Source organism: Pseudorhodoferax sp. Leaf267, assembly GCF_001422405.1.
Classification (GTDB): domain Bacteria; phylum Pseudomonadota; class Gammaproteobacteria; order Burkholderiales; family Burkholderiaceae_C; genus Pseudorhodoferax.
Map to the genome: position 1 here is coordinate 898,602 of NZ_LMMV01000001.1, position 26,206 is coordinate 924,807.

The following is a 26,206-nucleotide window of genomic DNA, read 5'->3' on the forward strand; positions in this document are numbered from 1 at the left end:
ACGTGTTGAAACCTACCGTCCTCGCCTGGATGCTCCTCTCCGCCAGCGTGACTGCCGTGCCGGCCTGGTCCCAGCCAGCGCCTGCCACCAAGTCCGCACCCGCCAGGATCGCCGTGGCCACCGACGTGGCGCCCATATTGCGGCACCACGCCGTGCTGGTCAGCGCCGGATACGAAGACGCGCTGCAGGGCGCGCTGGCATTGCAGCAGGCCATCGCTGCCTTCCTGGCCAGCCCCACGCAGGCCGGCCTGGATGCGGCGCGCAAGGCCTGGCTCGACGCGCGTGAGTTCTACGGCCAGACCGAGGCGTTCCGCTTCTACGGCGGCCCCATCGACGACGACAACGGCCCCGAGGGCCGCATCAATGCCTGGCCCATGGACGAGTCCTATGTGGACTACGTGGTCGATGCGCCCAACGCCGGCATCATCAACAACCGCAAGCTGCCGATCACCAAGAAGCAGCTGTCCTCGCTGAACGAGCGCGACGGCGAAGAGAACATCGCCACCGGCTGGCATGCCATCGAGTTCCTGTTGTGGGGCCAGGACCTGTCCGACACCGGCCCCGGCGCGCGCCCGTTCGAGGACTACGTGGACGGCAAGAAGCCCAATGCCGACCGCCGCCGCCAGTACCTGCGCGTGGTCACCGAGCTGCTGGTCGACGACCTGCGCTTCGTGAACAACGCGTGGACGCCGAACAACGCCAGGAACTACCGCGCGCGCTTCGAGCGCGGCGGCATGGAATCGGTGCGCAAGATGCTGGTCGGCCTGGGCTCGTTGTCGCGCGGCGAACTGGCCGGCGAACGGCTCGAGGTGGCCATGGCCAGCCAGGACCAGGAAGACGAGCATTCCTGCTTTTCCGACAACACACACCGCGACGCCGTGGCCAACGCCACCGGCATCCAGAACGTGTGGCTGGGCCAGTTCAAGCGCCGCGATGGCACGACGCTGCAAGGCCCCGGCCTGCGTGACCTCGTCGCCGCGCGCGATGCAGCCGTCGCAGAGCGCACGACCAAGCAGATCGCCACCTCGTTGGCTGCGGCCCAGGCCATCCCCGCGCCGTTCGACCAGGCCATCAAGGTCGGCGGCGATCCGGCGGCGCGTGCCAAGATCCAGCAGACCATCGACAGCCTCACGCAGCAGTCCAAGGACCTGGTCGAAGCCGCCAATGCCGTGGGCATCACGCGCCTGACGCTGGTGCAGCCTTGACCCGGGTCCCGCGCGCCGCGCTCGCGGCGTCCGGCCTGGCCGTGGTGCTGGCGGGCGGCGCCGCGCTGGCCCTGCAGGCGCCGTCCGGGGACGACACCGCCGTCGGGGGCGCCACCACCGTGTACGCGACCGGCCGCAACGCCTTCTCGTTCCCGTCCGCCAACTTGCCAGACGCCGAGCGCACGCGCTTTGCGATCGGCAACTCCTTCTTCAAGCGCAACTGGGTGCAGGCACCGGCTTCCACGCGGGCGCGCGACGGCCTGGGGCCGCACTTCATCGCGCGCTCGTGCGGCGGCTGCCACACGCAGGACGGCCGCGGTGAGCCGCCGGACTTCAAACGCGGCCTGTCCGACCAGCCCGTGGGCTTGCTGCTGCGCCTGTCCGTGCCCGGGCAGGACAAGGCCGGTGGCCCGCTGCCCGAGCCGGTCTACGGCGACCAGTTCCTGAACTTCGCGGTGCAGGGCGTCCAGCCCGAGGGCCGCATCACGATCCGCTACGAGCCCGTGCGCGGCCGTTTCGCCGACGGCACGCGCTACACGTTGCAGCGGCCTGTCTACGGCTTCGCGGGCCTGAACTACGGCCCCATGGCCAAGGACGTGATGGTCAGCCCGCGGCTTGCGCCGCAGGTCATCGGCATGGGCTTGCTGGAGGCCATCGCCGACGACGACATCCTGGCCAACGTGCGCGCGCAGGCCGAGGCCGGCGGGCCGATCCGCGGCCAGGTCAACGAGGTCTGGGACCAGCCCTCGCAGCAGATGCGCATCGGCCGCTTCGGCTGGAAGGCCAATGTCGCCACCGTGGCGCACCAGACGGCCGGCGCCTTCCATGGCGACATGGGCATCACCTCCAGTCTGTTCCCGGACGAGACCTGCATGCCGGCGCAGAAGGACTGCCTGGCCGCGCCGCGCGGTGCCAAGGGCAAGGCGCCCGAGATCGACGACAAGACTTTCGACGAGGTGGTGTTCTACACCGCCACGTTGGCGCCGCCGGCGCGGCGCAACGCGCGCGATGCCCAGGTGCTGCAGGGCCAGCAGCTGTTCGCGCAGGCGCAGTGCGCCGTCTGCCACCGGCCCAGCTACAGGACAGCCGAAGGGCCGTTCCCGCGCCTGACCAGCAAATCGCTGTCGGGCCAGACCATCTACCCCTACACCGACATGCTGCTGCACGATATGGGCGAGGCCCTGGCCGACGGCCGGCCCGACTTCAAGGCCAGCGGCCAACAGTGGCGCACACCGCCGCTGTGGGGCATCGGCCTGATCCGCGACGTCAACAGCCACCAGAGGCTGCTGCACGACGGCCGCGCCGACGGCGTGCTGGAGGCGGTGCTGTGGCATGGCGGCGAAGCGCAGGCCAGCCGCGACGCGGTGCTCAAGTTCTCCGCCGACGAGCGTGCGGCCCTGGTCAAGTTCGTGGAGTCTCTGTAATGACGATGCAATGGGCGCGCAGGCGCTTTCTCGGTGCCGGCCTGGCAAGCATGGCGCTGCCGGCCCTGTCCCAGCAGATTCCGGCCAACGTGGCGCTACCGTTCTACGGCCCGCCGGACTTCATGCAAGGTGCGTGGCGCCGCTGGTACGTGCCGCGCGCGCAGGAGTTCGTGCAGCGCGCGCAGGGCCTGGTGGCGGCCTTGTCCACGGCCTGCGCCGCGCCTGCGGCGGACACCGCTGCGTTGCAGGCCGCGCGCATGGCCTGGGGCGAGGCGGCGCTGGCTTTCGGCCGGCTGTCGGCCGTGTCCGTCGGCCCGCAACTGCAGCGCCGCTCCACACGGCAGATCGACTTCGCGCCGACGCGGCCCGAGCTGATCCGCCGCGCCATCGCCACCGCGCCGGCCGACCTGGCCGCACTGGAGCGCGTCGGCACGCCGGCGCGCGGCCTGCCGGCGCTGGAATGGCTGCTGTGGTCGCAACCGCCTGCACCCGGTACGCCAGGCTGCCGCTTCGCCACGCTGCTGGCCGAGAACGTGCTGGCCGAGGCCCGCGCGCTCGAGCAGGCCTTCGGCGCCCTGGGCGCTGCCACGCCAGACCCGGACGACGAGGCTGCCGACCAGGCTGCCGCCGTAGCCATGGCCGAGCTCGTGAACCAGTGGGTGGGCGGCGTGGAGCGCCTGCGCTGGCCGTTCATGGACAAGCCGCTCAGGAGCGCGCCCAAGGGCAAGCCGCCGGCCTATCCGCGTGCCACGAGCGGCCTGTCCGCCCAGGCCTGGGCCGCGCAGTGGCAGGGCCTGCGCGCACTGGCCGTGGCGGCCGACAACGCCGTGCCCCAGCCGGGCAAGGACCTCGTCACGCTGGAAACCTACATGCGTGGCCGTGGCCTGAACCCGCTGGCCGACCGCTGGGCGGCCACGGTGCGCCGGGTCGATGACGCCATCGCCGCCGCGCGTCCCGACGCGCCGGCCAGCGTGCAGGCCGCGACCAAGGCCGTCGCCGGCCTCAAGCAGCTGGCCGAAGCCGAACTGGCGCCGGCGCTCGACATCCGGATCGGCTTTTCCGATGCCGACGGTGATTGAGCTCTCGCGCCGGCACTGGCTGGCACTGACCCTGGCCGTGCTGGCGGCGCCCGCCATGGCCGGCCGCGCGCCGCGCCTGCTGGCCGCCTGGCAGACCGAGCCGCAGGACACTGCCGATGCTGCGCGCTACCAGATCGGCCTGCTGGCCGCGCAGGGCGGTGCACTGCAGGTGCTGCACGCGCTGGATGTGCCCACGCGCGCCCACGGACTGCTGGCCGAAGCCGGCGGCTCCGTGCTCGCCGTCGCGCGCCGGCCTGGCGACTGGATGCTGCGCTGGACGCCCGGCCAGGCCGAGCCCCAGACGGCCTGGATCGAGCCCGACCGCGCGTTCAACGGCCACGTGATCGCCAGCCGCGACGGCCAGCGGCTCTATACGACCGAGACCGACCTGGAAACCGGCGCCGGCTGGATCGGCGTGCGCGATGCCGCCTCGCTGGAAAAGGCCGCCGAGTGGCCCACGCAGGGCATGGACCCGCACGAGCTGCTGCTGGATGCCGACGGCACGCTGCTGGTGGCCAACGGCGGCGTCCCGACGCTGCCCGAGACCGGCCGCCTCAAGATCGGCCTGGAGCGCATGGACGCCTCGCTCGTGCGGCTGGACACGCGCAGCGGTGCGCTGCGCGGCCAGTGGCGCCTGCCCGACCCGCGCCTGAGTCTGCGCCACATTGCCTGGGGCGGCACGCCGGGCCGGCGCCTGCTGGGCATCGCGCTGCAGGCCGAACACGCCGACGCCGAAGTGCGCCAGGCCGCGCCCGTGCTGGCGCTGTTCGATGGCCAGGCCCTGCGCGTGGCCGGGGCGCCGCAGCCGCTGGCCGGCTACGGCGGGGACATCGCCTGGGCCAACGGCGCCTTCGCTGTGAGTTGCCCGCGCGCAAATGGCTTCGCACGCTACGGCGCCGATGGCGCGTGGCAGGGCTTCACGCCGTTGGCCGAAGCCTGCTCGCTGGCCGGTGACGGCGCAGGCCTGTGGGCCGGCGGCCTGGAGCGCGCGCTGCACACGGCTGCGGCCACGTCCGCCAGCAGCGTGCACGGCTTGCGGCTGGACAACCACTGGCTGGCCCTGGGCTGAAGCCGCGGCGCGCCGGGCCCAGCCGACCCGCCATTAGCAGGCTGCTGAAATACCGAGGTCCCTGCCGCGTGTCCTGATCCGCAAGCGGTAGCGCGCAGGACAATGCGGCATGCGCGGATCCGACACCTTCACCGAAAGCTACCGAGGTCCCTGCCGCGTGTCCTGATCCGCAAGCGGTAGCGCGCAGGACAATGCGGCATGCGCGGATCCGACACCTTCACCGAAAGCCTGTTCAGCATCAAGAAGCTCGATGACTTCGTGCCTGCAACGCACCCGTTGCGAGCCATCCGGGCCATGGTCAACGACGCGCTCAGCGGACTCGAAGACCTGTTCGCAGGCATGNAAGCTCGATGACTTCGTGCCTGCAACGCACCCGTTGCGAGCCATCCGGGCCATGGTCAACGACGCGCTCAGCGGACTCGAAGACCTGTTCGCAGGCATGTATGAGGACGCCTCCAAGGGCGGACGCCCCAGCATCGCCCCACAAAAGCTGCTGCGCGCCATGCTGCTGCAGGTGCTGTACTCGGTGCGCTCGGAGCGGTTGCTGATGGAGCAGGTGCAATACAACCTGCTGTTTCGCTGGTTCATCGGGCTGTCCATGGACGACAGCGTCTGGGTGCCCACGGTGTTCAGCAAAAACCGCCAACGCCTGATCGAGCATGGCGCGGTGGTGGCTTTSTTCGACCAAGTGCTCSCGCAGGCCGAACGCCAGAACTGGCTGTCCAAGGAACACTTCAGCGTGGACGGCACGTTGATCCAGGCCTGGGCCAGCCACAAGAGCTTCGTGCCCAAGGGTGATGGCAGCGACGATACCGACGGTGATGGCAGCGACTTCCGAGGTCGTCCGCGCAGCAACGACACCCACGCGTCCAAGACCGACCCGGACAGCCGGCTGTACCGCAAGGGCAAGACCGCCAGCGAACTGCGCTTCATGGGGCACACGCTCATGGAGAACCGCAACGGCCTGATCGTCGATGCTGCAGTCACCCAGGCCGATGGGTATGCCGARCGCGTGGCAGCCAAAGCCATGATCGGCAAGCTCCGGCAGGCCAACCCCGAAGCGGCCATCACCTTGGGAGCCGACARGGGTTATGACGCCAAGGAGTTCGTCGCCGAGATGCGCAGGCTCAAAGTACAGCCGCATGTGGCGCAGAACACATCGGGGCGCCGCTCRGCCGTKCCCGATGAGATCGCCAAGAGCGACGGCTAYGGCAAATCGATCCAGTGTCGCAARCGCATCKAGCAGGGCTTCGGCTGGGCCAAGACCATCGGTCAGATCCGGCAAGTGATGGTGCGCGGGCTCAAGAAGGTCGGCCAGATGTTCGTGCTGAACATGGCCGCCTACAACCTTGTGCGCATGCGCTCGCTCTACAACCTTGTGCGCATGCGCTCGCTGGGACAGGTGCGTCTGCAAGGTGCGCGATGAGGGGAAAAGGCGCGCCAACCGGCGCTGGCGCGGCTCGAATTGGGCTGCGCACGCGTCAATGAGCCGTCAGCGCCGAACACCCTGCTGAATCCGCGCTCTCACCGAGGTGAGGCGAGCTGCGGCGTCGGGTATTTCAGCAGCCTGCTAAGGCCGCCGGTACGCCACCTGCTGGCGCGACCAATACGGTCCGTCCAGCCGGTCCAGCCGCACCGTTCCACCCGTGGACGGCGCATGCACGAAGCGGCCCTCGCCCACATAGATGCCGGCGTGCGTGGGCCGCGAATTGCGCGGGCTGAAGATCACGAGGTCGCCGGTGCGCAGCGCATCGGCATCGATGCCCGTGCCCCAGCCCGCCAGTTGCGCCACCGTGCGCGGCACGACCGGCGTGACGCCGTGGCGGTACACGTAGCCGATCAGGCCGCTGCAGTCGAAGCCGCCATCGGGCGTGTTGCCGCCGTAGCGGTACGGCGTGCCGACCAGGCCCAGCGCGTGCACGGCCACGTCGCTGGCGGCATCGGGTGTGAGGCGGCTGTCGACGGGCTGGCGCGGTGCGGGGGGCGCCGTGCCGCAGGCGGCCAGCAGGGCGGCCAGGGCCAGTGGCAGGGCGGCGCGCCGCTGCATGCCTTATTGGCGCAGCACGTCGGCCCCGGCCGGCGGCTTGAACTGGAAGCTCGCGGCGGGCAGCGACGGGTTGACCTCGACCTGGCTGAAGCGCAGCACGGAGCGCTGGCCGAAGCTGTCCTGGATGTCCAGCGCGGCCAGCTCGGGGCCCTTGTCGCCGGGCTTGAGCCCCACGCGCACGGCAGCCAGCTGGCCGTCCTTGGTCTTGGGCGTGGCCTCGACCCATTGCAGGCCATCCGCATCGGGCGCGGCCTTCAGGTCGAAGTCGGCGCGCAGCGCGGCCAGGTCGGGCGCGGCGGCGACCAATGCGGCGGGCGTGGAGCCCAACACATCAGCCTGCTTGCGCGCAGTGACCTGGTTCAGGTCCACGTCGTGCAGCCACAGCGTCTGGCCGTCGGCCACGATGGTCTGCTCGAAGGGCTTGGTGTAGACGAAGCGAAAGCGGCTGGGCCGCTGGAATTCGAAACTGCCTGTCGAGGTCTTGGTCCGCGCAGCCTGGCCCTCGCGCGGCGGCGATGTTACGGTCTGCGTGAACGCGGCGCGGCCGCTCTTGACGGTCTTGACGAAGGTTTCCAGGCTGTCGATCGCGTCGGCATGGGCGGCCAAGGTGCCCAGCGTGAGCAGTGCGCCGAACGCCATGGTCCGCAAAGGTTTGAAATGCATGGGCGTTCTGAGTGCGGCGTGCGCGGCTTGGTTCATTCGGAGCGTTCGGGCACGAGGATCTCGCGCTGGCCGCTGCCGCTCATGGAGCTGACCAGGCCGGCCTTTTCCATGTCTTCCACCAGCCGCGCGGCGCGGTTGTAGCCGATCTTCAAGTGCCGCTGCACCAGCGAGATGCTGGGCTTGCGGTGCTTGAGCACGACCTCGACCGCCTGGTCGTACATCGGGTCCTTCTCGGCGTCGCCGCCACCCTCGCTGCCGTAGTCGGTGCTCTCGCCATCGACGGTGCCGCCTTCGAGCACGCCCTCGATGTAGTCGGGCTCGCCCTGGCTCTTCAGGTAGGCCACCACGCGGTGCACTTCCTCGTCGCTGACGAAGGCGCCGTGCACGCGGATCGGCAGGCCGCTACCGCTGGCCATGTAGAGCATGTCGCCCATGCCCAGCAAGGCCTCGGCGCCCATCTGGTCGAGGATGGTGCGGCTGTCGATCTTGGAGCCGACCGAGAACGCGATCCGCGTGGGGATGTTGGCCTTGATGAGGCCGGTGATCACGTCGACGCTGGGCCGCTGCGTGGCCAGGATCAGGTGGATGCCGGCCGCGCGGGCCTTTTGCGCCAGCCGCGCGATCAGCTCCTCGATCTTCTTGCCGACCACCATCATCAGGTCGGCCAGCTCGTCGATGATGACCACGATGTGCGGTTCGCGCTTGAGCGGCTCGGGGTCGTCGGGCGTCAGGCTGAAGGGGTTGTAGATGAACTCCTCGCGCGCCTTGGCTTCGTCGATCTTCACGTTGTAGCCGGCCAGGTTGCGCACGCCCAGCTTGCTCATCAGCTTGTAGCGGCGCTCCATCTCGGCCACGCACCAGTTCAGGCCGTGCGCGGCCTGCTTCATGTCGGTGACCACCGGCGCCAGCAGGTGCGGGATGCCCTCGTAGACCGACATTTCCAGCATCTTGGGGTCGATCATCAACAGCCGCACGTCGCGCGCCTCGGCCTTGTAGAGCAGCGACAAAATCATCGCGTTGATGCCGACCGACTTGCCCGAGCCCGTGGTGCCGGCCACCAGCACGTGCGGCATCTTGGCCAGGTCGGCCACGATGGGGTTGCCCACGATGTCCTTGCCCAGGCCCATGGTCAGCATGGACTTGGCCTCGTGGTAGACCTGCGAGCCCAGGATCTCCGACAGCTTGATCGACTGGCGCTTGGCGTTGGGCAGTTCGAGCGCCATGTAGTTCTTGCCCGGAATGGTCTCGACCACGCGGATCGATACCAGGCTCAGGCTGCGCGCCAGGTCCTTGGCCAGGCCCACGATCTGCGAACCCTTGACGCCGGTGGCCGGTTCGATCTCGTAGCGCGTGATCACCGGGCCGGGCGAGGCCAGCACCACGCTGACCTCCACGCCGAAGTCCTTGAGCTTCTTCTCGATCATGCGGCTGGTCATTTCCAGCGTGTCGTTCGAGACGGTTTCCTGGCGCAGCTGCGCGGCGTCCAGCAGGTCGACCTGGGGCAGCTTGGAATCGGGCAGCTCCTTGAACAGCGGCTTTTGCCGTTCCTTGACGACGCGCGTGCTCGGCGGCGCCTCGACAGGCGCGGGCTCGATAACCACCGGCGGCTTGGCGGGCTTGCCGGTGCGCACCAGCCGGGCGGCGGGCGCGTCCACGGCATCCGACACGTCGGGCTCGAAGCGGTCGTCGAAGGTGCCCTCCTGCCGCTCGCGCACGGCCTGCTTGCCCAGCGCCAGGTCTTCGGCGACCTCGCGCTTTTCGCGGCGCGACTCGACCAGCGAATACACGCGCGCGCCGACACGCTCGGCCACATGCGCCCACGAGAACCGGAACACCGCCGCCACACCGATGATGCCGGCCACGATGCCCACGAGGCCGGAGCCGGCAAAGCCCAGCCACTGCAGCGCGGCCGGGCCGACGAAGTAGCCCACGATGCCACCGCCATGGCCGGGCAGCTGCGGCTCCAGCCGGTACAGCCGAGACCATTCCAGCGCGCAGCTGGCCGCCAGCAACAGCACCAGGCCCAGGCCGAACACCAGAGCGCCGCCAGCCGGCCGATGGGCATGCACGGGCAGCCGAGCCTGCGGCGGGCGCATCCAGTCGGCCAGGTTGGCCAGCCATGCTCGCGCGCCGGCGGCCAGGCACCACCAGACCGAAAATCCCAGGCTGAAGTAGCTGATGTCGGCCACCCAGGCGCCCAGGCGGCCGCCCCAGTTGCGCGTGGCGCCGGGGCCGCCGGACGTGGACCAGGCCGCGTCCTGCAGCGAATAGCTGATCAGCGAGATGAACCAGAACGACAGCGCGAGCAGGCCCAGCAGCAAGCCGAATTCGCGGGCGAAGCGCACGATGCCGGAACGCACCGGCAGCTCCGTGCCAGTGGAGGAATTGAGTGTGTTGAGCGAATAGGTCATGGAGGCAGGAATCTGCGCCCAAGCTTACCCCATGGCCCTGCGCGCGCAGCGCAGGCGCAGGGCATCAAACCAGGGTCGTCAGGCGCTCGCGGATGATGATGGAACCGGCGTCCTGGGTCTCGATGTAGCCGCGTTCTTCCAGGTCCTTCATGACGCGGCTGACCATCTCGCGCGAGGCGCCGACCATCTTGGCGATGTCCTGGCGCGAGATCTTGTCGCGGATGAACAGCTGGCCCTGCGCATCGGGGCTGGCCTGCTCCAGCAGCGCATGGGCGACGCGGCCGTAGACGTCCATCAGCGCCAACGACTCGATCTTCTGGTCCGCATGGCGCAGGCGCTTGACCAGGCCGGTCATCACGGCGCGGGCCATCTGCAGGTTGTCGGCCACGCAGCGGTCGAACTCGGCACGGCCCAGCACCAGCATGTCGCTCTGCACCTCGGCCAGCACGCTGGCCGAGTGCGGCTCGTTGTCGATGAGGCTCATCTCGCCGACGCAGTCGACAGGCCGCAGCGTCGCGATGATCACCTCGCGCCCGCGCGCATCGGTCGTCACGACGCGGCAACGGCCGCTCAGCACGATGAACAAGGCATTGGACTTGCGGCCCTGCTCGACGATGGCCTCGCCGCGCTTGAAGCGCCGTTTGCTCACGGCCTGCGCCACGGCATTGGCCTGCTCGCCCGTGAGCATCGAGAACAAGGGCACGCGCATGAGCAGCTCGAGATTGGACAGCATCGACATCGGTCAGGACTCCTTCTTCTCATTCGTCGGTTTCCCTGTGGGACCAGGCAGATGTGATCCGGGGCAAAATCCACGCCCTCGCACAACGCCCCTTCGCGCTTGATTCTGTGGGAAAAGTCCCAAACTGTACACAGCACACGCGCTTTATTCGCACGAAAGCAGCTTCCATGTCGACTGTAAAACACACCAAAGTCTTGATCCTGGGATCGGGGCCTGCGGGGTACACCGCGGCGGTCTACGCCGCACGCGCCAACTTGAATCCGGTTCTCATCACCGGCATCGCGCAGGGGGGCCAGCTCATGACGACCACCGAGGTCGACAACTGGCCCGCCGACGTGCATGGTGTGCAAGGGCCCGAGCTGATGCAGCGCTTCCTCGAGCATGCGGAGCGCTTCAAGACCGAGATCGTGTTCGACCACATCAACAAGGTCGACCTGTCCAAGCGCCCGTTCACACTGCAGGGCGACAGCGGCAGCTACACCTGCGATGCCTTGATCCTGGCCACCGGCGCCTCGGCGCAGTACCTGGGCCTGCCCTCCGAGGAAGCGTTCATGGGCAAGGGCGTGTCGGCCTGCGCGACCTGCGACGGCTTCTTCTACCGCGAGCAGGACGTGTGCGTGATCGGCGGCGGCAACACGGCCGTCGAGGAGGCGCTATACCTGTCCAACATCGCGCGCAAGGTCACGCTCGTGCACCGGCGCGACAAGTTCCGCGCCGAGCCCATCCTGGTCGACAAGCTCCACGCGAAAGTGGCCGAAGGCAAGATCGAGCTGCAGCTGTTCCACACGCTGGACGAGGTCAAGGGCGACGCGACCGGCGTGACCGGCGTCCGGCTCAAGGACCAGCGCGACGGCAGCCATCGCGACATCGAGCTGAAGGGCTGCTTCATCGCCATCGGCCACCGGCCCAACACCGAGCTGTTCGTGGGCCAGCTGGAGCTCAAGGACGGCTACATCGTCACCAAGTCCGGCCTGTCGGGCATGGCCACCATGACCAGCGTGCCGGGCGTGTTCGCGGCCGGCGACGTGCAGGACCATATCTACCGCCAGGCCATCACCAGCGCCGGCACGGGTTGCATGGCGGCACTGGACGCCCAGCGCTTCCTGGAACAGGAGTGAGGCCGCTTCGGCGAAGCTGGCTATAATCGCGGGCTTTGCCGAATTCTCCGCAGCCGCAAGGGTCGCGCTGCGCACGGCAGACAGGGAACCGCCACCTGCTTTTGGCGAGGTCAAGCTGTCACACACCGCGCACGCCCAGGCGTTGCATGGTGCCAGCTGTTCATAGGAAGAGTGACCATGTCACGCGTATGTGAAGTCACGGGCAAGGGCCCGATTACCGGGAACAACGTTTCCCACGCCAACAACAAGACGAAGCGCCGGTTCCTGCCGAACCTGCAGTACCGCCGCTTCTGGGTCGAGTCGGAAAACCGCTGGGTGCGCCTGCGCATCTCCAACGCCGGCCTGCGCCTGATCGACAAGAACGGCATCGATGCCGTGCTCGCAGACCTGCGTGCACGCGGCCAAGCTTAAGAGGACACCACCATGGCTACCAAAGGCGGACGCGAGAAGATCAAGCTGGAATCCACTGCCGGCACCGGTCACTTCTACACAACGACCAAGAACAAGAAGACGATGCCTGAAAAGATGCTGATCACGAAGTTCGATCCCAAGGCTCGCAAGCACGTCGAGTACAAGGAAATCAAGCTGAAGTGATGCATCCGGGCCGGCAACGGCTCCCCGCACACACCGAAACCCGCCTCCGAGCGGGTTTTCTTTTTGGCGCACAGGGGCTTGCCGCACAGGCGACCGCCGAACACCGCGCCCCCACCTAAAATGCCCGCCGTGTCCTCCATCCTCAACGCCGACCTGCACTGCCACTCCATCGTGTCCGATGGCACGCTGACGCCGGAGGCACTCGCCGAGCGGGCCAAGGCCAATGGCGTGGAACTGTGGGCCCTGACGGACCACGACGAGATCGGCGGCCAGCGGCGCGCCGCCGCGGCCGCCAAGGCCCAGGGCATGCGCTACCTGACCGGCGCCGAGATCTCCGTCACCTTCGCTGGCGAGACCGTGCACATCGTGGGTCTGGGCTTCGATGCCGAAGACCCGCGCATGCAGCAGGGCCTGGCCGACACGCGCGACGGCCGCGGGCCGCGGGCCATGGAGATGGCAGCCGGCCTGGCCAAGGTCGGCATCCAGAACGCCTACGAGGGCGCGCTCAAATTCGTCGGCAACCCGGCGCTGATCTCGCGCACGCACTTCGCACGCTTCCTCGTCGAGGCCGGGCATTGCAAGGACACGCCCGAGGTGTTCCGCAAGTACCTGACGGAAGGCAAGCCTGGCTACGTGCCACACCGCTGGGCGACGCTGAAGGACGCAATCACCTGGATCACGCAGTGCGGCGGCATCGCCGTGATCGCGCACCCAGGCCGCTACAAGTTCACGGCCAACGAAGAGTACGCGCTGTTCAGCGAGTTCAAGGCGCATGGCGGCCGTGGTGTCGAAGTCGTCACGGGCAGCCACACGACCGCCGAGTACGTGGAATACGCCACCATGGCGCGCGACTTCGGCCTGGCCGCCTCGCGCGGCAGCGACTTCCACAGCCCCGACGAGAGCCACACCGACCTGGGCGCCCTGCCCTACCTGCCGGGCGACCTGACCCCCGTGTGGGAACTGCTGGCGGACCGCATTCAGTGAACGCCTCGCCGCTGGCCGGCATCGCCCTGGTGCTGGCCGCCGTGGCCTGTTTCGCGGTGCTGGACATCACCACCAAGGCCATCAGCGCCAGCGTCCCGCTGCTGATGGCGCTGTGGTTCCGCTACGCCTTCCAGGCCATCGCCACCACCGTGCTCGTGCTGCCGCGCCACGGCCTGGCCCTGCTGCGCACGGCACACCCGAAGTTCCAGATCCTGCGCGGCCTGCTGCTGCTGGTGAGCAGCCTGCTGGCCTTCTTCAGCCTGCGCTTCATGCCGGTCGGCGAGTTCACCGCCATCGTCATGATCACGCCGCTGGTCATCACGCTGCTGGCGGCCTATGCGCTGGGCGAGCGTGTGTCGCCGCTGCGCTGGGCGCTGGTGCTGGGCGGTTTCGTCGGCACCATGGTCATCATCCGGCCGGGCGGCGAAGCCTTCGACTGGAAGCTGCTGCTGCCGCTGGCCCTGGTCGGCACGAACGCCTGCTTCCAGCTGCTGACCAGCAGGCTGGCCAAGACCGAGGCGCCCCTGACCACGCACCTGTACACGGGCTGGGTCGGCACGCTGCTGGCGTCGCTGTCCCTGCCCTTCGTCTGGGTGCACATCGAGAGCTGGCAACTATGGGCCGCACTGCTGCTGATGGGCTTGATGGCCACGGTGGGCCACTTCATGCTGATCCTGGGCTACGCGCGTGCGCCGGCGGCCACGCTCACGCCCTACCTGTACGGCCAGATCGGCTTCGCGATGCTGGGCGGCTGGCTCGTGTTCTCGCATGTGCCCGACCAGTGGGCCATGCTGGGCATGGCGCTGGTGGCCTTTTGCGGCGCTGCCGGCGCCTGGCTCACCGTGCGCGAAAGCCGCATCGGCCCTGCCACCACCCTGTAGAGACGACGACACCATGGCCCAGTACTTCGAACTCCACCCCGAGAACCCGCAGGTGCGCCTGCTCAAGCAGACCGTGGCGCTGCTGGCCAAGGGCGACATCGTCGCCGTGCCCACGGATTCCAGCTACGCGCTGGTCTGCCACCTGGACGACAAGGCTGCCGTGGACCGCATGCGCCGCCTGCGCGGCGTGGACGAGCGCCACCACCTGACGCTGCTGTGCCGCGACCTGTCCGAGCTGGCCAATTACGCACGGGTGGACAACAAGCAGTACCGCCTGCTCAAGTCCGCCACGCCCGGTGCCTACACCTTCATCCTGGAAGCCAGCAAGGAAGTGCCGCGCCGCGTGAGCCACCCTTCGCGCAAGACCATCGGCCTGCGCGTGCCCGACCATAAGGCGCTGCAGGAACTGCTGGCGCTGCACGGCGCGCCGCTCCTCGCCACGACCCTGATCCCGCCCGGCGAGACCGAGCCGCTGAACGACGCGCAGGACATCCGTGCGCGCTTCGAGCACCAGGTGGCCGCGGTGCTGGACGCCGGCGCCTGCCCTTCCGAACCCACCACCGTGGTCGACCTGACCACCATGGAACAAGGCGGCGACCCCACGGTCGTGCGCGAAGGCCGCGGCTCGCTGGCCGCGTTGGGGCTGTGAGCCCCCTGCAACCCCTCTGAGAGAATCCCGCCGGTGAATTTCGACAACCTGATCCAGAACCTGCTGATCTACGCGATCCCGGTCATCTTCGCCATCACCGTGCACGAGGCCGCGCACGGCTACGTGGCCCGGCACTACGGCGACAACACGGCCTACATGCTGGGCCGCGTGACGCTGAACCCGATCAAGCACATCGACCCGCTGGGCACCATCGTGATGCCCATCATGCTGTACCTGGCGACCTCGGGCGCCTTCGTGTTCGGCTATGCCAAGCCGGTGCCGGTGCAGTTCGGCCGGCTGCGCAACCCCAAGCGCGACATGGTGTGGGTGGCCCTCGCCGGCCCCGGCGTGAACCTGGTGCAGGCCCTGATCTGGGGCATCGTGCTGTACCTGCTGGTCGGCATGGGCATCGATGAGCCCTTCTTCGTCAAGATGTGCCAGGCCGGCATGCTGGTCAACGTCGTGATGTTCGCGTTCAACCTGTTCCCGCTGCCGCCGCTCGATGGCGGCCGCGTGCTCGTGGGCCTGCTGCCCTACAAGCAGGCGGCACTGGTCTCGCGCGTGGAGCCCTGGGGCTTCTTTATCGTGATGGGCCTGGTGCTGGCGGGCGTGGTCGGCACGCTGTGGCTGCGCCCCATCATGGGCCTGACCTTCGGCTTCCTCGACATCCTGCTGAGCCCTCTTTCCTTTCTGATCCGCTGAGACCACCATGACCACGCTGCGCGTTCTGACCGGTATCACCACCTCGGGCACGCCCCACCTGGGCAACTACGTCGGCGCCGTGCGGCCCTCCGTGCGTGCCAGCCAGGCGGCCGGCACCGAGAGCTTCTACTTCCTGGCCGACTACCACGCGCTGATCAAGGTCGACGACCCGCAGCGCATCCAGCGCTCCACACTGGAGATCGCCGCCACCTGGCTGGCCGCCGGCCTGGACCCGGAGCGCGTGACCTTCTACCGCCAGTCCGACATCCCCGAGATTCCCGAGCTCACCTGGTTCCTGACCTGCGTGACCGGCAAGGGCATCCTGAACCGCGCCCACGCCTACAAGGCCGCGGTGGACCGCAACAACGCCGCCGGTAGCGACGTGGATGCCGACGTGACGGCCGGCCTGTTCATGTACCCGGTGCTGATGGCCGCCGACATCCTGCTCTTCAACGCGCACAAGGTGCCCGTGGGCCGCGACCAGGTGCAGCACATCGAGATGGCGCGCGACATCGCGCAGCGCTTCAACCACCTGTATGGCGAGCACTTCACGCTGCCCGAGGCCGCCATCGAGGAGAGCGTCGCCACCTTGCCCGGTCTGGATGGCCGCAAGATGAGCAAGAGCTACGACAACACCATCCCCCTGTTCGCGCCGCGCGAGCAGCTGAAAAAGCTGATCGCCGGCATCGTGACCGACTCGCGCGGCCCCGGCGAGCCCAAGAGCTCCGAAGGCTCGGCGCTGTTCCAGATCTACCAGGCCTTCGCCGACGCGCAGGAGACCGAGGCGCTGCGCCAGGCCTTCGCCGACGGCATCTCCTGGGCCGATGCCAAGCAGGCCCTCTTCGAGCGCGTGGACCGCGAGATCGCGCCGATGCGCGCGGCCTACCAGGGCTACATGGAAGACCCGGCCCAGGTCGAACGCGTACTGCTCGCCGGCGCGCAGAAAGCCAGGCGCATCTCCGCCCCGTTCACGACCAGCCTGCGGGCCGCCGTCGGCTTGCGCAGGCTCGAAAGTTCAGGGGGCACGGCCAAGGCCGCCAGGAAGGCGAAGGCCGGCGGGCCTGCCTTCAAGCAATACCGCGAAGCCGATGGCCAGTTCTATTTCAAGCTGGTCGATGCCACTGGCGTTTTGCTGCTGCAAAGCCATGGCTTTGCCTCGCCCAAGGAAGCGGGCCAGGCCATTGCGCGGCTGACCGGCGAAGGGGCGGCGGCGCTGGTGGCCCTGGCGCCACTGCTGCACACCACTGCCGATGGCGCTCTGGCGGCATTGGCCCAGTTGGCAGCGCCCAAGGCCGACCCGAACTCGGTGGCCGGCGAAGAAGACCCCGGTGCCGCCGGCGACGTTCAGCTCTGAAGCGTTGCGGAGAGCGTGATCTCCGGCACGGCGGCCAGCGCCTTGGACAGCGGGCAGCCTGCCTTGGCGCCATTGGCCAGTTCCTGGAATTTGGCTTCGTCCAGCCCGGCCGACTTGGCCACCAGCGTCAACGCAATGCGGTCGATCTTGAAACCGTCGCCGTCCTTCACCAGGCGCACGCTGGCCTGGGTGTCGGCCGACTCCAGCGCCACGCCCGCCTTCTCGCAGGCAAACGCGAACGCCATCGTGAAGCAGGCCGCATGCGCCGCACCCACGATCTCCTCGGGGTTGGTGCCGCGCCGGTCGTCCTCGAAGCGGCTGGCAAAGCCGTACGGGTAGTCCTTCAGCGCACCCGTTTCGGTGCTGATTGCGCCCTTGCCCGTCTTGCCCGCACCTTCCCAGTGCACGCTGGCTTTTTTCTCGCTCATGGTCATTCCTTCGCTTGGTTGAAGATCAGCGTGCCACGCTACCGACCACGGCATCACGCGCCGGCTCGATCACGCCGCACAGCACGCGGGCGCCGGAGTTGCCGGCCGGGTTGGTCTTGTAGTCGTCCGCATCGGCATGCACGACCAGCGCCTTGCCAATGACCGAGGTCTTGCCCGGCACCAGCGTGACCATGGTGTTCGTGTAGCGCAGCGTGGCCTTGCCCTGCGCGTCGGCTGTCAGGTTGGGCGCATCGCCGGCATGGCGCTGCGCATCGTGTTCGGGGTGTCCGTGGCGCGCCGTGGCGGCGGGGTCGAAATGCCCGCCGGCCGCACCGAAGTCGATCGTCTTGCCGCTCGGGTCCGGCCCGGGCGCGCAGCTGCCGTTGGTGTGGATGTGAAAGCCGTGCAGGCCAGGCGTCAGCTTCTCGACGTTCAGCACGATCTCCACGCCGTCCGGCACGGCCGTCAACACCGCCTGGCCCGCCGGCTCGCCCTTGGCCGTCTGCAGCTTCACCATGGCCGTGGCACCGGCGCGCTGTGGCGCTGCGGGGGCCGCCCCACCCTGCGCGATCGCGACCAGGGGGACGACGACCGCTGCAAACAACATGAATTCCAGATTCCGCATGCTCTCTCCTCGTCACGCAACTCCTTCGGGATCCGAAGGCCAAGGCAATCTAACCGCCAGCCGCGCCGGCCCGTGTAGGAGGGGAGCGCCTTGCGCAACTGCGCGGTTCTTTTGTTTGCCGATGCAGGCCCGGCGGGAAGGCAGCACGGGCGCGCAGCAGGCACCGGGAGCGCATGCGGTGCAGGCCCCCAAGCGCGGGCCGCCGCGTCACTGCTGCGGCGTGCGCAGGGCGGCCCCGCCCTCTTCCGTCCGCCCCGTGATGAGGCCCAGGGCCAGCTTGCCCAGCAGGCAGCCCATGGCGCCCAGCATGCACAGCCAGCCCAGGCTCAGCAGGTCTTCCGCTTGTTCGCCTGGCACCAGCAGCATGCCGCCGAAGGCCACGCAGGCCAGCGCGATCGCCGCGTACAAGGCGGTGTCGGCATGCTCGTCCAGGGCGTCAGAAATGCTGCGGTTGGCTTGCGTCATGGCCGATTCTCCGAATCGAGGAAAGGAAGCGAACAACCGTCAGGGACGGGGGCTTGGAACTCCAGATTAGAGCGGGCGGCGGCGGCACAGGATCGGCCGCCGTGCCAAGCCGAAGTAGGAATGCATCGCGCCGCGCCCTGGACGATCAGGCCGGCGCGTCCTGCGTCAGCACCAGCATGGCATGGGCCTCGATGCTCACCTCCTCGCCCGGCGCCAGCACCTTGGCCTCGCCTTCCGGCAAGGTGCCGTCTTCGGTGGACACACGCAAGGTCCAGGCCGGGCCGAAGCGCTGCTCCTTGGGCACCGTGAACGTATGCGCTTCGGGCGCACCGTTGAACATCAGCAGGACCGAGGGCCCGGGCTCGACCGCGTTGTCGGCCCCGCCGTCGAACACCACGGACAGGCAGCGCGCAGCCGGATGGTCCCATTCCTCCTGCTCCATCGGCAGGCCCCAGACGCTGTACCAGACCGCATCGGGCCGATCGCCCTCGCCGGTCGGCCAGTGCTCGCTGCGCAGCACGGGCAGCGATTTGCGCAGCGCGATCAGCCCGGCCGTGAAGCCGATCAGCGGGTCTTTTCGCCGCTCCTCGCTCCAGTCGTACCAGCTGATGTCGCTGTCCTGGCAGTAGGCGTTGTTGCTGCCGCGTTGCGTGCGTCCCATCTCGTCGCCACCCAGCAGCAACGGCACGCCGCGCGACATGAACAGCGTCGTCAGGAAGTTGCGCTGCTGCCGCGCGCGCAGCGCCAGCACGGCCTCGTCGTCGGTCTCGCCCTCGACGCCGCAGTTCCAGCTGCGGTTGTGGCTCTCCCCGTCGCGGTTGTCCTCGCCATTGGCCTCGTTGTGCTTCTCGTTGTAGCTGACCAGGTCACGCAGCGTGAAGCCGTCGTGCACGGTCACGATGTTGACGGTGGCCGATGGCGGGCGGCGCGACGGCGCGAAGATCTCCTGCGAGCCGGACAGGCGCGCGGCGAAGGCCGGCAGGCTCTGATCGGCACTGCGCCAGAAGTCGCGCACCTCGTCGCGGTAGCCGCCGTTCCATTCCGACCAGCCGACAGGAAAGCCGCCGACCTGGTAGCCGTAGTCGCCCAGGTCCCAGGGCTCGGCGATCATCTTCACGCGGCGCAGCACCGGGTCCTGCGCAACGGCCGACAGGAAGGGCGTGCGGTGCTCGAACGCGCCCGCCGCGTCGCGTGCGATCGCCGGCGCCAGGTCGAAGCGGAAGCCGTCCACGTGCATCTCTTCGACCCAGTAGCGCAGGCTGTCCATCACCATGCGCAGCACGGGCGGGTTGCTCACGTCCAGCGTGTTGCCGGTGCCGCTGAAGTCGTTGTAGTAGCGCCGCTCGTCCATCAGGCGGTAATAGGCGTCGTTGTCGATGCCCTTGAACGACATCGTGGGGCCCATGTGGTTGCCTTCGCAGGTGTGGTTGTAGACCACGTCCAGGATGACCTCGATGCCGGCACGGTGCAGCGCCTTGACCATGCCGCGGAACTCGGCCACGCCGCCGTCCGTGCCCTTGTAGCAGTAGCGCGGCTCGGGCGCGAAGAAGCCGATGGTGTTGTAGCCCCAGTAGTTGGCCAGGCCGGCGTCGATGAGCCGGCCCTCGTCGTTGAAGGCCTGCACGGGCAGCAGCTGCACGGCGGTCACGCCCAGCTTCTTCAGGTACTCGATGGCGGGCGGGTTCGCCAAGCCAGCGAAGGTGCCACGCAGCTCCTCGGGCACCTCATCCATGGTCTTAGTGAAGCCGCGCACGTTCATCTCGTAGAACACGGTATCGGCCATGGGCGTGCCCGGGGGCTGGTCGCCCTCCCAGTCGAACGCGGGCGCGATCACGACGGACTTGGCAGCCACGGGCGCGCTGTCGGTCTCGTCCATGACAAGGTCTTCCTCTTCACCGCCCAGGGCATAGCCGAACGTCACGGCCTCGCCGCGCAGCGGCCTGTCGATGGCGCGTGTGTAGGGGTCCAGCAGCAGCTTGTTGGGGTTGCAGCGCTGGCCGTTCTCCGGGTCGTAGGCACCATGCACGCGCACGCCGTACCGCGTTCCGGCTTCGATGCCGGGCACGAAGCCGTGCCAGATGTCGTCGGTGCGCCGCGGCAGCCGGATGCGCCGCACCTCGTGCACGCCGTCGGCGTCGAAGAGGCACAGATCGACGACAGTGGCCGCGCTGGAGTACAGCGCGAAATTCGCACCGCCGTCGCGCAGGTGCATGCCCATGGGCCATGGGTGGCCCGGTTCGCAAGTGTCAGTCATGAAATCTCTAAAGCAAGCGCCGGGCCGCGGCGCGGGAACACAAAGGGGTGGAGGGGTGGATCAGCGCACGAACAGTGCGATCAGGATGATGATGGGGATCGGCACGCCGAGGAAAAACAGGAGCAGTGAACGCATGGTGGATCTCCAGGGTTGAGGGGGATGGGTTCAAGCAATCAGGCGTCGCGCTCGCGGCCGCCCCAGGTTGCGGCCAGGCTCGCACTGAAGGCCCCCAGCAGCAGCGAAACGAATAGCCACAGCGTGGCGCCGATGCCGGCCTTGCGCGCCTTCTCGGCCGCGTCGCGGGCAGCGGCTTCGAGTTCGCGGGCCTTGGCCTGCATGGCCGCCACGGTGTCGCTCACCCGCTTTTCGGCATCGTCCTGCGCCAGGCCCGTGCGCTCGGCCACGAGTTGGCCGAGGTAACGCTGGTCCTCTGCGGCCAGCGGCTTGTCGATGCCAGCCTGCATCAGGATGCGCGTGACTTCGGCGGTCGGCACCGCGGCCGTGGACGCCATCGGGATCGCGCCGGTGGCAGCCTGCGGCCGGCGGAACATGGAATCGATGAAATACGCAGTGGGGCCGTTGCCCTCGGCCTTGTCGCCCGTGGCCGCGGCCGCGACGGCCGACGTGGCCGCACCGCCGGCCACCGTGGCGCCGGCCTTCACTGCACCGCCAACGATGGAACCGATGGCCGAGGTCAGCAGTGCAGCCGTCACCAGCGAGGCAATGGCCCAGGCCAGGAAGCCATGGGCCGTGTCGCGGAAATAGACCTCATCGGAGTGCACCGAGAGCCAGCGCGTGCGCAGCCGGCCGGCCAGGTAGCCGCCCATGCCGGAGGCGAGCGCCTGCGTGACCATCACCCACACGATGGCCGAGAAGCCCAGCGCCATCGCGCTGGCGCTACTGCCGCCGTAGGGCGACAGCGACGTCAGGCCCAGGCCCGTGCCCAGCACCAGCAGGATCAGCGAGAGCGCCGCAGTGGCGGCTGCGCCGGCCAGGATCGCGCCCCAGGACACGGCACTGCGGCCCTGCTGGTCGACGGAGGGAGCGCTGTAGGCATCGGCCGGGGGTACCGCTGGGAAAGATGCCACGTCGTTCTACTCCTGTGTGATGACGTGGCCATTGTTCGGAGGGGCATGCGGCCTGACCGTCGGACGGCTAAGCCAGGCCTTGTAGGAGGAACGAGCGATCAGGCGCGCTTGCGTGCCGGGCTCTTGGCGGCGGCCGTCTTCTTGGCCGCTGGCTTGGGCGCGGCCTTCTTCGCCGGGGGCTTGGCCGCGGGCCTGCGCCCGGCCAGGCTCTTGGCCAGCAGCTCGGTCAGGTCCACGACGTTGGAGCCGCCGCTGCTCTCGGGCGCATCTTCCAGCGCCGTCACCTGCTTGGTATCGCCGGCTTCGATCTTGCGTTTGACGAGCGCGTGAATTGCGCCCGTGAACTGGTCGCTGAACGCCTCCGGGTCCCAGGTCTGCGTCATGTCGCCGATCAGTTGCTCGGCCATCTTGAGCTCGGCCGGCTTGAGCGTCGACTTGCCGGCGGCGGGCAGCTTGAGTTCCTCGGGCGAACGGATCTCGGAGGCCCAGCGGATGGTGTTGAGCATCAGCGCCGGGCCGGCCGGCACCAGCGCGGCCAGGTGTTCCTTGGAATGCATGACCACGCGGGCGATGCCGATCACGCCGGCCTGCGCCATGGCCTCGCGCAGCAGGGCATAGACCTTCTCGCCCTTGCCGATGGGCTCCAGGTAATAGGGCTTCTCGAGCAGCGTGAACGGGATTTCCGCGGCCGTCACGAAGCACTCGATCTCGATCGTCTGCGTGGCCTTGGGATAGGCCGCCTTGATCTGGTCTTCGCTGAGCACCACGTAGTCACCGTCCTCCTGCTTGATGCCCTTGACGATGTTCTCGCGCTGGATCTCCTTGCCGGTGCGCTTGTTCACGCGCTTGTAGCCCACGGGGTCCATGGAGCGTTTGTCCAGCCAGTCGAAATCGATGCCCACGTCCTGCGAGGCCGGGAACAGGCCCACGGGCACGTGGACCAACCCGAAGCTGATGGCGCCCTTCCAGATGGCACGGTACATGGTCTTACTCCTTGAAATCGAGCATGCGCATGGCGGTCGTCAACGACCTGGCCGCGCGCGCGTAGCCGTCCCACGGCCCGTTGCCGGCATCGAGCCGGGTCTGCACGTTGCGGATGTTCCAGTGGTCGCTGGCGGGCAGGCCGGGCAGCTCGTCCCAGGCCAGCGGCACCGAGATCCCCAACCCAGGCCGCGCGCGCGCCGACCAGGCGCAGACCGTGGTCGCGCCCTGGCCGTTGCGCAGGTAGTCGATGAAGATCTTGCCGACCCGGTTGCGCGGCCCGCTCTTGGCCACGAAGCGCTCCGGGATGGTGCGCGCCAGATGCTGCACGATGGCCTGCGCGAAGCCCTTGACCGCCACCCAGCCGTGCTGGCGGCGCAATGGCACGACCACATGCAGGCCCTTGCCCCCGCTGGTCTTCAGGAAGGCCGGCAGCTTGAGCTGCTGCAGGAAGGCGTGCACCAGCTCCGTGCCTTCCTGCATCTGGCGCCAGGTCGCGCCCTCGCCCGGGTCCAGGTCGAACACCATGCGGTCGGGCCGCTCGAAGTCGCTGGCCAGCGCGTTCATGGAATGCACCTCGACCACGTTCCATTGCGCAGCCGACAGCAGGCCCTGCGCCGCGGCGATGGCCAGCATGGGCGGGTGCTCGGCGTCGAGCCCGGGGTCGAGCTGGCGCACGCCGGGCAGCTTCTCGACCTCGGCATGCTTCTGGAAGAACAGCTGCTTGCCGATACCGGCCGGCGCGCGCACCAGCGACACGGGCCGACCCTTCAGGTGGGCCATCATGAGATCGCCGACCAGCGCGTAGTAGCGCACCAGCTCCACCTTGGTCGCACCGGTCGAGGCATCGATCACGCGCTCGGGGTTGGTCACCTTGAGCCGTGTCGACAAGGCATGCGAGCCCGCGGCAGCCGGCTTCTTCTTCGCAGCCTTGGGCGCGGCGGCGGGCCGCTCGCGCACGATGCTGGCCGGCGGCTTGTCGCTGCGCAGGCCGTGGAACACGGCGTGGCGGATGCGGCCGCTGCGCGTCCACTCGCCGAAGCTGACCTCGGCGATCAGCTCGGGCGCCACCCAGTGCGGCCGGCCCTCGACACCCTGGGTGTCGGCGAGCGGGCTGCGCTCGGCCTGCAAGGCCTTGAGCCTGCGTGTGAGATCCTTCAGCACCGCCTGGCCGAAGCCCGTGCCCACGTTGCCCGCGTAGACCAGCTGGCCGGCCTTGTCGTGCACGGCCAGCAGCAGCGCGCCCAGGCCCGTGCGCGTGCCCTGCGGATCGGTGAAGCCGACGATCACGAACTCCTGGCGCTGGCTGCACTTGAGCTTGATCCAGCTGTCGGCGCGGCGCGAGAGGTAGGCCGAGTCCTTGCGCTTGGCGATCACGCCTTCCAGCCCGAGCTTGCAGGCCGACAGCACGACATCGCCTGGCGGCGCCTCGAACACGTCGGAAAAGCGCACGCGTTCGGATGCGCGCTCGGCCAGCAGGCGCTGCAGCAAGGCCCGGCGCGCGACCAGCGGCTGCTCGCGCAGGTCATGGCCGGCGCAGTACGGCACATCGAACAGGTAGTAGACGATGGGCGAGGTCTTGGCGGCATCGAACGACTGCTGCAGCGCGCCGAAATCCGGCTTGCCCTGCTTGTCGAGCACGACGATTTCGCCGTCGTACCAGCCCTCGGGCAGCTCCATGCGCTGCAGCTCGGCCTGCAGCGGTTTGAGCCTGTGCGTCCAGTCGTTGCCGTTGCGCGTGAACAGCTGCAGCTTCTTGCCCTGCACGCGCGCAAGCAGGCGGTAGCCGTCGAACTTGATCTCGTAGACCCAGTCGCCTGGGTCGGAGGGCGGCTTGTCCACCAGCGTGGCCAGTTGCGGCGCCAGTGTCTCGGGCAGCGCAGCTTCGGGCGGGACATCGGCAGCCGGCGCGGACGCAGCGGGCCTGGGTGCCTTCAGGCGCTTGACGCTGTCGGGCATCTCGTCGACCACGCTGAACTCGGCGGCCGGCCGCACGAAATCGTCCTTCTCCTTGAGCAGCAGCCAGGGCGGCTGCTTGTCGCCCTTGCCCTTCATGCGCACCAGCGCCCACTTGCCATGCAGCTTGTGGCCATGCAGTTCGAACACCAGCTTGCCGGCGCGCAGCCCCTTGGCCGGGTCGCCCACCGGCGTCCACAGGCCCTTGTCCCAGATGATGACCTTGCCCGCGCCGTACTGGCCCTTGGGGATCTGGCCCTCGAAGCTGGAATAGGCGATGGGGTGGTCCTCGACCTGCACGGCCAGGCGCTTGTCCGCCGGGTCGAAGCTGGGGCCCTTGGGCACGGCCCAGCTCTTCATGGTGCCGCCCACCTCCAGCCGGAAGTCATAGTGCAGGCTGCTGGCCCAGTGCTTCTGCACGACGAACGAGAGCGTGCCAGCCTCCGATGCCTCGCCGCCGTCGGCCGGTTCGGCCGTCACGGCGAAATTGCGCTTGGCGCGGTAGGTTTTCAGCGCGGCATGGGCGTCCATCTTCCTGATGGTGTGGCGATGACGCGTGGGCAAGCGTCAGCGGCGGATCACATGCCATGTCAGTCCAAGCCGCGTCGCTGGGCTGACATGGCGGCCATGCGCGCCGCAGCCGCCGCAAAGCAACACGAATATCCCCGGCATGCGACGCTATGACCTCGACTGGTTGCGGATCGGGGCCTTCGGGCTGCTGAACGGCTACCACGTCGGCATGCTCTATGTGCCCTGGGCATTTCACGTCAAGAGCGCCTACAGCGGTGGGCCATTGACGACCGCGCTGATGCTCGCGCTGAACCCCTGGCGCCTGTCGCTGCTATTCGTCGTTTCGGGGCTGGCCACCGGCTACATGATGCGCACGCTCGATCGCAATGCGCTGGCACGCCGGCGCGCCTGGCGACTTGGAATCCCGCTGCTGTTCAGCATGGTGGTGGCTGTCGTACCGCAGGTGTATTTCGAAGTCATTGACGCTGGGAGGTACCAGGGCAGCTTTCTCGCGTTCTGGAGCCGTTACTTGCGTGGTGATCAGAGATTTCGCACGCCGATCCCGACCTGGAACCATCTGTGGTTCGTCGCGTACCTGCTGGTTTTGCACGCTGTTCGTCATGGCGCAAGACATGGCCAGGCTCGCGCTGACGCGCGCTGCCCGCGAGGCACTGGCCTGGGGCGCGGTGCCGAGCTGAACGAACGCAGTGAGTGGTGCGAGTGTGCAATGCGCCCGCGGGTCGAGCACCGCAGGTTCCCCGGAGCGCCAGCACAGGGGCGCGTCCACCGGGCGGCCGCGGCGGGCACTTCAGGCCGGGCGGCCCTGACCAGCCTGCACGCCCTGCAACGTGAAAGGCCTGGCCCCGAGGCTGCGTTCGATCTATTCGCGCGCCGTGACGGGTTCGGCGTCGAACGCATGGCCTCGGCTGCCTGAGATGACTTCTTCCATGCGGCGCCAAAGTTTTTTAATGTACGTACAA

24 protein-coding genes and 2 pseudogenes are annotated in these 26,206 nt (G+C 68.5%); 15 read left to right on the plus strand and 11 right to left on the minus strand.

All coding sequences use genetic code 11. The features are described 5' to 3' along the window. Positions 1 to 29 precede the first annotated feature (29 nt). The 6 genes and pseudogenes from ASF43_RS03945 to ASF43_RS03965 form a co-directional block, all read left to right on the plus strand. On the plus strand, positions 30 to 1,205 hold the full coding sequence (locus ASF43_RS03945) for an imelysin family protein (protein ID WP_056176889.1): 1,176 nt from the start codon (positions 30 to 32) through the stop codon (positions 1,203 to 1,205). Next, a complete protein-coding gene (locus ASF43_RS03950; protein WP_056176893.1) occupies positions 1,202 to 2,629 on the plus strand; it encodes a di-heme oxidoredictase family protein in 1,428 nt (475 codons plus the stop codon). The genes ASF43_RS03945 and ASF43_RS03950 overlap by 4 nt, the downstream gene beginning before the upstream one ends. Then, complete coding sequence (locus ASF43_RS03955; RefSeq protein WP_056176896.1) at positions 2,629 to 3,708, plus strand: imelysin family protein; 1,080 nt, start codon at positions 2,629 to 2,631, stop codon at positions 3,706 to 3,708. Before ASF43_RS03950 ends, ASF43_RS03955 begins: the two co-directional genes overlap by 1 nt. Continuing rightward, positions 3,692 to 4,777 (plus strand): DUF1513 domain-containing protein, encoded by a 1,086-nt coding sequence (locus ASF43_RS03960; protein WP_056176899.1) that lies wholly within the window; start codon positions 3,692 to 3,694, stop codon positions 4,775 to 4,777. The genes ASF43_RS03955 and ASF43_RS03960 overlap by 17 nt, the downstream gene beginning before the upstream one ends. 198 nt (positions 4,778 to 4,975) lie before the next feature. Continuing rightward, a pseudogene (locus ASF43_RS32155) lies at positions 4,976 to 5,119 on the plus strand (IS5/IS1182 family transposase); the annotation flags it as partial. 1 nt (position 5,120) lies between these two features. After that, positions 5,121 to 6,203 (plus strand): annotated as a pseudogene (locus ASF43_RS03965) (IS5 family transposase); the annotation flags it as partial. A 144-nt stretch (positions 6,204 to 6,347) separates the two neighbouring features. On the opposite strand, the gene ASF43_RS03970 reads toward ASF43_RS03965, so the two are convergent. The 4 genes from ASF43_RS03970 to ASF43_RS03985 all read right to left on the minus strand — a co-directional run bounded on the left by ASF43_RS03970 (position 6,348) and on the right by ASF43_RS03985 (position 10,637). After that, complete coding sequence (locus ASF43_RS03970; RefSeq protein WP_056176906.1) at positions 6,348 to 6,824, minus strand: C40 family peptidase; 477 nt, start codon at positions 6,822 to 6,824, stop codon at positions 6,348 to 6,350. Between the two features lie 3 nt (positions 6,825 to 6,827). Continuing rightward, a complete protein-coding gene (gene lolA / locus ASF43_RS03975) occupies positions 6,828 to 7,463 on the minus strand; it encodes an outer membrane lipoprotein chaperone LolA (RefSeq protein ID WP_056176909.1) in 636 nt (211 codons plus the stop codon). A 56-nt stretch (positions 7,464 to 7,519) separates the two neighbouring features. Beyond that, positions 7,520 to 9,898, minus strand: coding sequence for a DNA translocase FtsK (locus ASF43_RS03980; RefSeq protein WP_056176911.1), 2,379 nt, complete (start codon positions 9,896 to 9,898; stop codon positions 7,520 to 7,522). Between the two features lie 64 nt (positions 9,899 to 9,962). Beyond that, positions 9,963 to 10,637, minus strand: coding sequence for a Crp/Fnr family transcriptional regulator (locus tag ASF43_RS03985; RefSeq protein WP_056176914.1), 675 nt, complete (start codon positions 10,635 to 10,637; stop codon positions 9,963 to 9,965). A 167-nt stretch (positions 10,638 to 10,804) separates the two neighbouring features. Between ASF43_RS03985 and trxB the strand changes: the two genes are divergently transcribed. The 8 genes from trxB (at position 10,805) to ASF43_RS04025 (ending at position 16,919) form a co-directional block, all read left to right on the plus strand. Next, positions 10,805 to 11,755, plus strand: coding sequence for a thioredoxin-disulfide reductase (trxB, locus tag ASF43_RS03990; RefSeq protein WP_056176916.1), 951 nt, complete (start codon positions 10,805 to 10,807; stop codon positions 11,753 to 11,755). Between the two features lie 177 nt (positions 11,756 to 11,932). Further along, the gene (gene rpmB / locus ASF43_RS03995) at positions 11,933 to 12,166 is read left to right on the plus strand and encodes a 50S ribosomal protein L28 (protein WP_056176919.1); all 234 of its coding nucleotides are present in this window, start codon (positions 11,933 to 11,935) and stop codon (positions 12,164 to 12,166) included. Positions 12,167 to 12,178: 12 nt separating this feature from the next. Beyond that, positions 12,179 to 12,349 (plus strand): 50S ribosomal protein L33, encoded by a 171-nt coding sequence (gene rpmG / locus ASF43_RS04000; protein ID WP_055834453.1) that lies wholly within the window; start codon positions 12,179 to 12,181, stop codon positions 12,347 to 12,349. A gap of 129 nt (positions 12,350 to 12,478) precedes the next feature. Then, entirely contained in the window at positions 12,479 to 13,333 is an 855-nt protein-coding gene (locus ASF43_RS04005) for a 3',5'-nucleoside bisphosphate phosphatase (protein ID WP_056178092.1), read from the plus strand. Further along, positions 13,330 to 14,214, plus strand: a complete 885-nt coding sequence (locus ASF43_RS04010) for a DMT family transporter (RefSeq protein ID WP_056176923.1) — start codon at positions 13,330 to 13,332, stop codon at positions 14,212 to 14,214. Before ASF43_RS04005 ends, ASF43_RS04010 begins: the two co-directional genes overlap by 4 nt. A gap of 13 nt (positions 14,215 to 14,227) precedes the next feature. Next, positions 14,228 to 14,863 carry an L-threonylcarbamoyladenylate synthase gene (locus ASF43_RS04015; RefSeq protein ID WP_056176926.1) on the plus strand — a complete coding sequence of 212 codons (636 nt, stop codon included), beginning with the start codon at positions 14,228 to 14,230 and terminating at the stop codon, positions 14,861 to 14,863. Between the two features lie 33 nt (positions 14,864 to 14,896). Continuing rightward, a complete protein-coding gene (locus ASF43_RS04020) occupies positions 14,897 to 15,565 on the plus strand; it encodes a site-2 protease family protein (protein WP_200932420.1) in 669 nt (222 codons plus the stop codon). Between the two features lie 7 nt (positions 15,566 to 15,572). Continuing rightward, a complete protein-coding gene (locus tag ASF43_RS04025; RefSeq protein WP_082497574.1) occupies positions 15,573 to 16,919 on the plus strand; it encodes a tryptophan--tRNA ligase in 1,347 nt (448 codons plus the stop codon). On the opposite strand, the gene ASF43_RS04030 is transcribed toward ASF43_RS04025, so the two are convergent. The 7 genes from ASF43_RS04030 to ligD form a co-directional block, all read right to left on the minus strand. Then, positions 16,910 to 17,347, minus strand: a complete 438-nt coding sequence (locus ASF43_RS04030; RefSeq protein WP_056178094.1) for an OsmC family protein — start codon at positions 17,345 to 17,347, stop codon at positions 16,910 to 16,912. The genes ASF43_RS04025 and ASF43_RS04030 overlap by 10 nt on opposite strands. A 25-nt stretch (positions 17,348 to 17,372) precedes the next feature. After that, on the minus strand, positions 17,373 to 17,972 hold the full coding sequence (locus ASF43_RS04035) for a superoxide dismutase family protein (RefSeq protein WP_056176931.1): 600 nt from the start codon (positions 17,970 to 17,972) through the stop codon (positions 17,373 to 17,375). 207 nt (positions 17,973 to 18,179) lie between these two features. Beyond that, positions 18,180 to 18,437, minus strand: a complete 258-nt coding sequence (locus tag ASF43_RS04040) for a hypothetical protein (RefSeq protein ID WP_056176934.1) — start codon at positions 18,435 to 18,437, stop codon at positions 18,180 to 18,182. 145 nt (positions 18,438 to 18,582) lie between these two features. Then, a complete protein-coding gene (gene glgX / locus ASF43_RS04045) occupies positions 18,583 to 20,691 on the minus strand; it encodes a glycogen debranching protein GlgX (protein WP_056176937.1) in 2,109 nt (702 codons plus the stop codon). A 173-nt stretch (positions 20,692 to 20,864) separates the two neighbouring features. Beyond that, entirely contained in the window at positions 20,865 to 21,779 is a 915-nt protein-coding gene (locus tag ASF43_RS04050; protein WP_235578116.1) for a hypothetical protein, read from the minus strand. 98 nt (positions 21,780 to 21,877) lie between these two features. Then, positions 21,878 to 22,762, minus strand: a complete 885-nt coding sequence (locus tag ASF43_RS04055) for a Ku protein (protein WP_056176943.1) — start codon at positions 22,760 to 22,762, stop codon at positions 21,878 to 21,880. A 4-nt stretch (positions 22,763 to 22,766) separates the two neighbouring features. Beyond that, complete coding sequence (ligD, locus tag ASF43_RS04060) at positions 22,767 to 25,247, minus strand: DNA ligase D (RefSeq protein ID WP_056176946.1); 2,481 nt, start codon at positions 25,245 to 25,247, stop codon at positions 22,767 to 22,769. A 139-nt stretch (positions 25,248 to 25,386) separates the two neighbouring features. Between ligD and ASF43_RS04065 the strand changes: the two genes are divergently transcribed. Then, positions 25,387 to 26,160, plus strand: a complete 774-nt coding sequence (locus tag ASF43_RS04065) for an acyltransferase (protein WP_056176949.1) — start codon at positions 25,387 to 25,389, stop codon at positions 26,158 to 26,160. Positions 26,161 to 26,206 lie beyond the last annotated feature (46 nt).

Excerpts from the sequence above, each read along its gene's own strand:
- ASF43_RS03945 (WP_056176889.1), top strand. The coding sequence starts at position 30 with ATGCTCCTCTCCGCCAGCGTGACTGCCGTGCCGGCCTGGTCCCAGCCA.
- ASF43_RS03955 (WP_056176896.1), top strand. The coding sequence starts at position 2,629 with ATGACGATGCAATGGGCGCGCAGGCGCTTTCTCGGTGCCGGCCTGGCA.
- ASF43_RS03960 (WP_056176899.1), top strand. The coding sequence starts at position 3,692 with ATGCCGACGGTGATTGAGCTCTCGCGCCGGCACTGGCTGGCACTGACC.
- ASF43_RS03970 (WP_056176906.1), bottom strand. The coding sequence starts at position 6,824 with ATGCAGCGGCGCGCCGCCCTGCCACTGGCCCTGGCCGCCCTGCTGGCC.
- lolA (WP_056176909.1), bottom strand. The coding sequence starts at position 7,463 with ATGGCGTTCGGCGCACTGCTCACGCTGGGCACCTTGGCCGCCCATGCC.
- ASF43_RS03980 (WP_056176911.1), bottom strand. The coding sequence starts at position 9,898 with ATGACCTATTCGCTCAACACACTCAATTCCTCCACTGGCACGGAGCTG.
- ASF43_RS03985 (WP_056176914.1), bottom strand. The coding sequence starts at position 10,637 with ATGTCGATGCTGTCCAATCTCGAGCTGCTCATGCGCGTGCCCTTGTTC.
- trxB (WP_056176916.1), top strand. The coding sequence starts at position 10,805 with ATGTCGACTGTAAAACACACCAAAGTCTTGATCCTGGGATCGGGGCCT.
- rpmB (WP_056176919.1), top strand. The coding sequence starts at position 11,933 with ATGTCACGCGTATGTGAAGTCACGGGCAAGGGCCCGATTACCGGGAAC.
- rpmG (WP_055834453.1), top strand. The coding sequence starts at position 12,179 with ATGGCTACCAAAGGCGGACGCGAGAAGATCAAGCTGGAATCCACTGCC.
- ASF43_RS04015 (WP_056176926.1), top strand. The coding sequence starts at position 14,228 with ATGGCCCAGTACTTCGAACTCCACCCCGAGAACCCGCAGGTGCGCCTG.
- ASF43_RS04025 (WP_082497574.1), top strand. The coding sequence starts at position 15,573 with ATGACCACGCTGCGCGTTCTGACCGGTATCACCACCTCGGGCACGCCC.
- ASF43_RS04030 (WP_056178094.1), bottom strand. The coding sequence starts at position 17,347 with ATGAGCGAGAAAAAAGCCAGCGTGCACTGGGAAGGTGCGGGCAAGACG.
- ASF43_RS04035 (WP_056176931.1), bottom strand. The coding sequence starts at position 17,972 with ATGCGGAATCTGGAATTCATGTTGTTTGCAGCGGTCGTCGTCCCCCTG.
- ASF43_RS04040 (WP_056176934.1), bottom strand. The coding sequence starts at position 18,437 with ATGACGCAAGCCAACCGCAGCATTTCTGACGCCCTGGACGAGCATGCC.
- glgX (WP_056176937.1), bottom strand. The coding sequence starts at position 20,691 with ATGACTGACACTTGCGAACCGGGCCACCCATGGCCCATGGGCATGCAC.
- ASF43_RS04055 (WP_056176943.1), bottom strand. The coding sequence starts at position 22,762 with ATGTACCGTGCCATCTGGAAGGGCGCCATCAGCTTCGGGTTGGTCCAC.
- ligD (WP_056176946.1), bottom strand. The coding sequence starts at position 25,247 with ATGGACGCCCATGCCGCGCTGAAAACCTACCGCGCCAAGCGCAATTTC.
- ASF43_RS04065 (WP_056176949.1), top strand. The coding sequence starts at position 25,387 with ATGCGACGCTATGACCTCGACTGGTTGCGGATCGGGGCCTTCGGGCTG.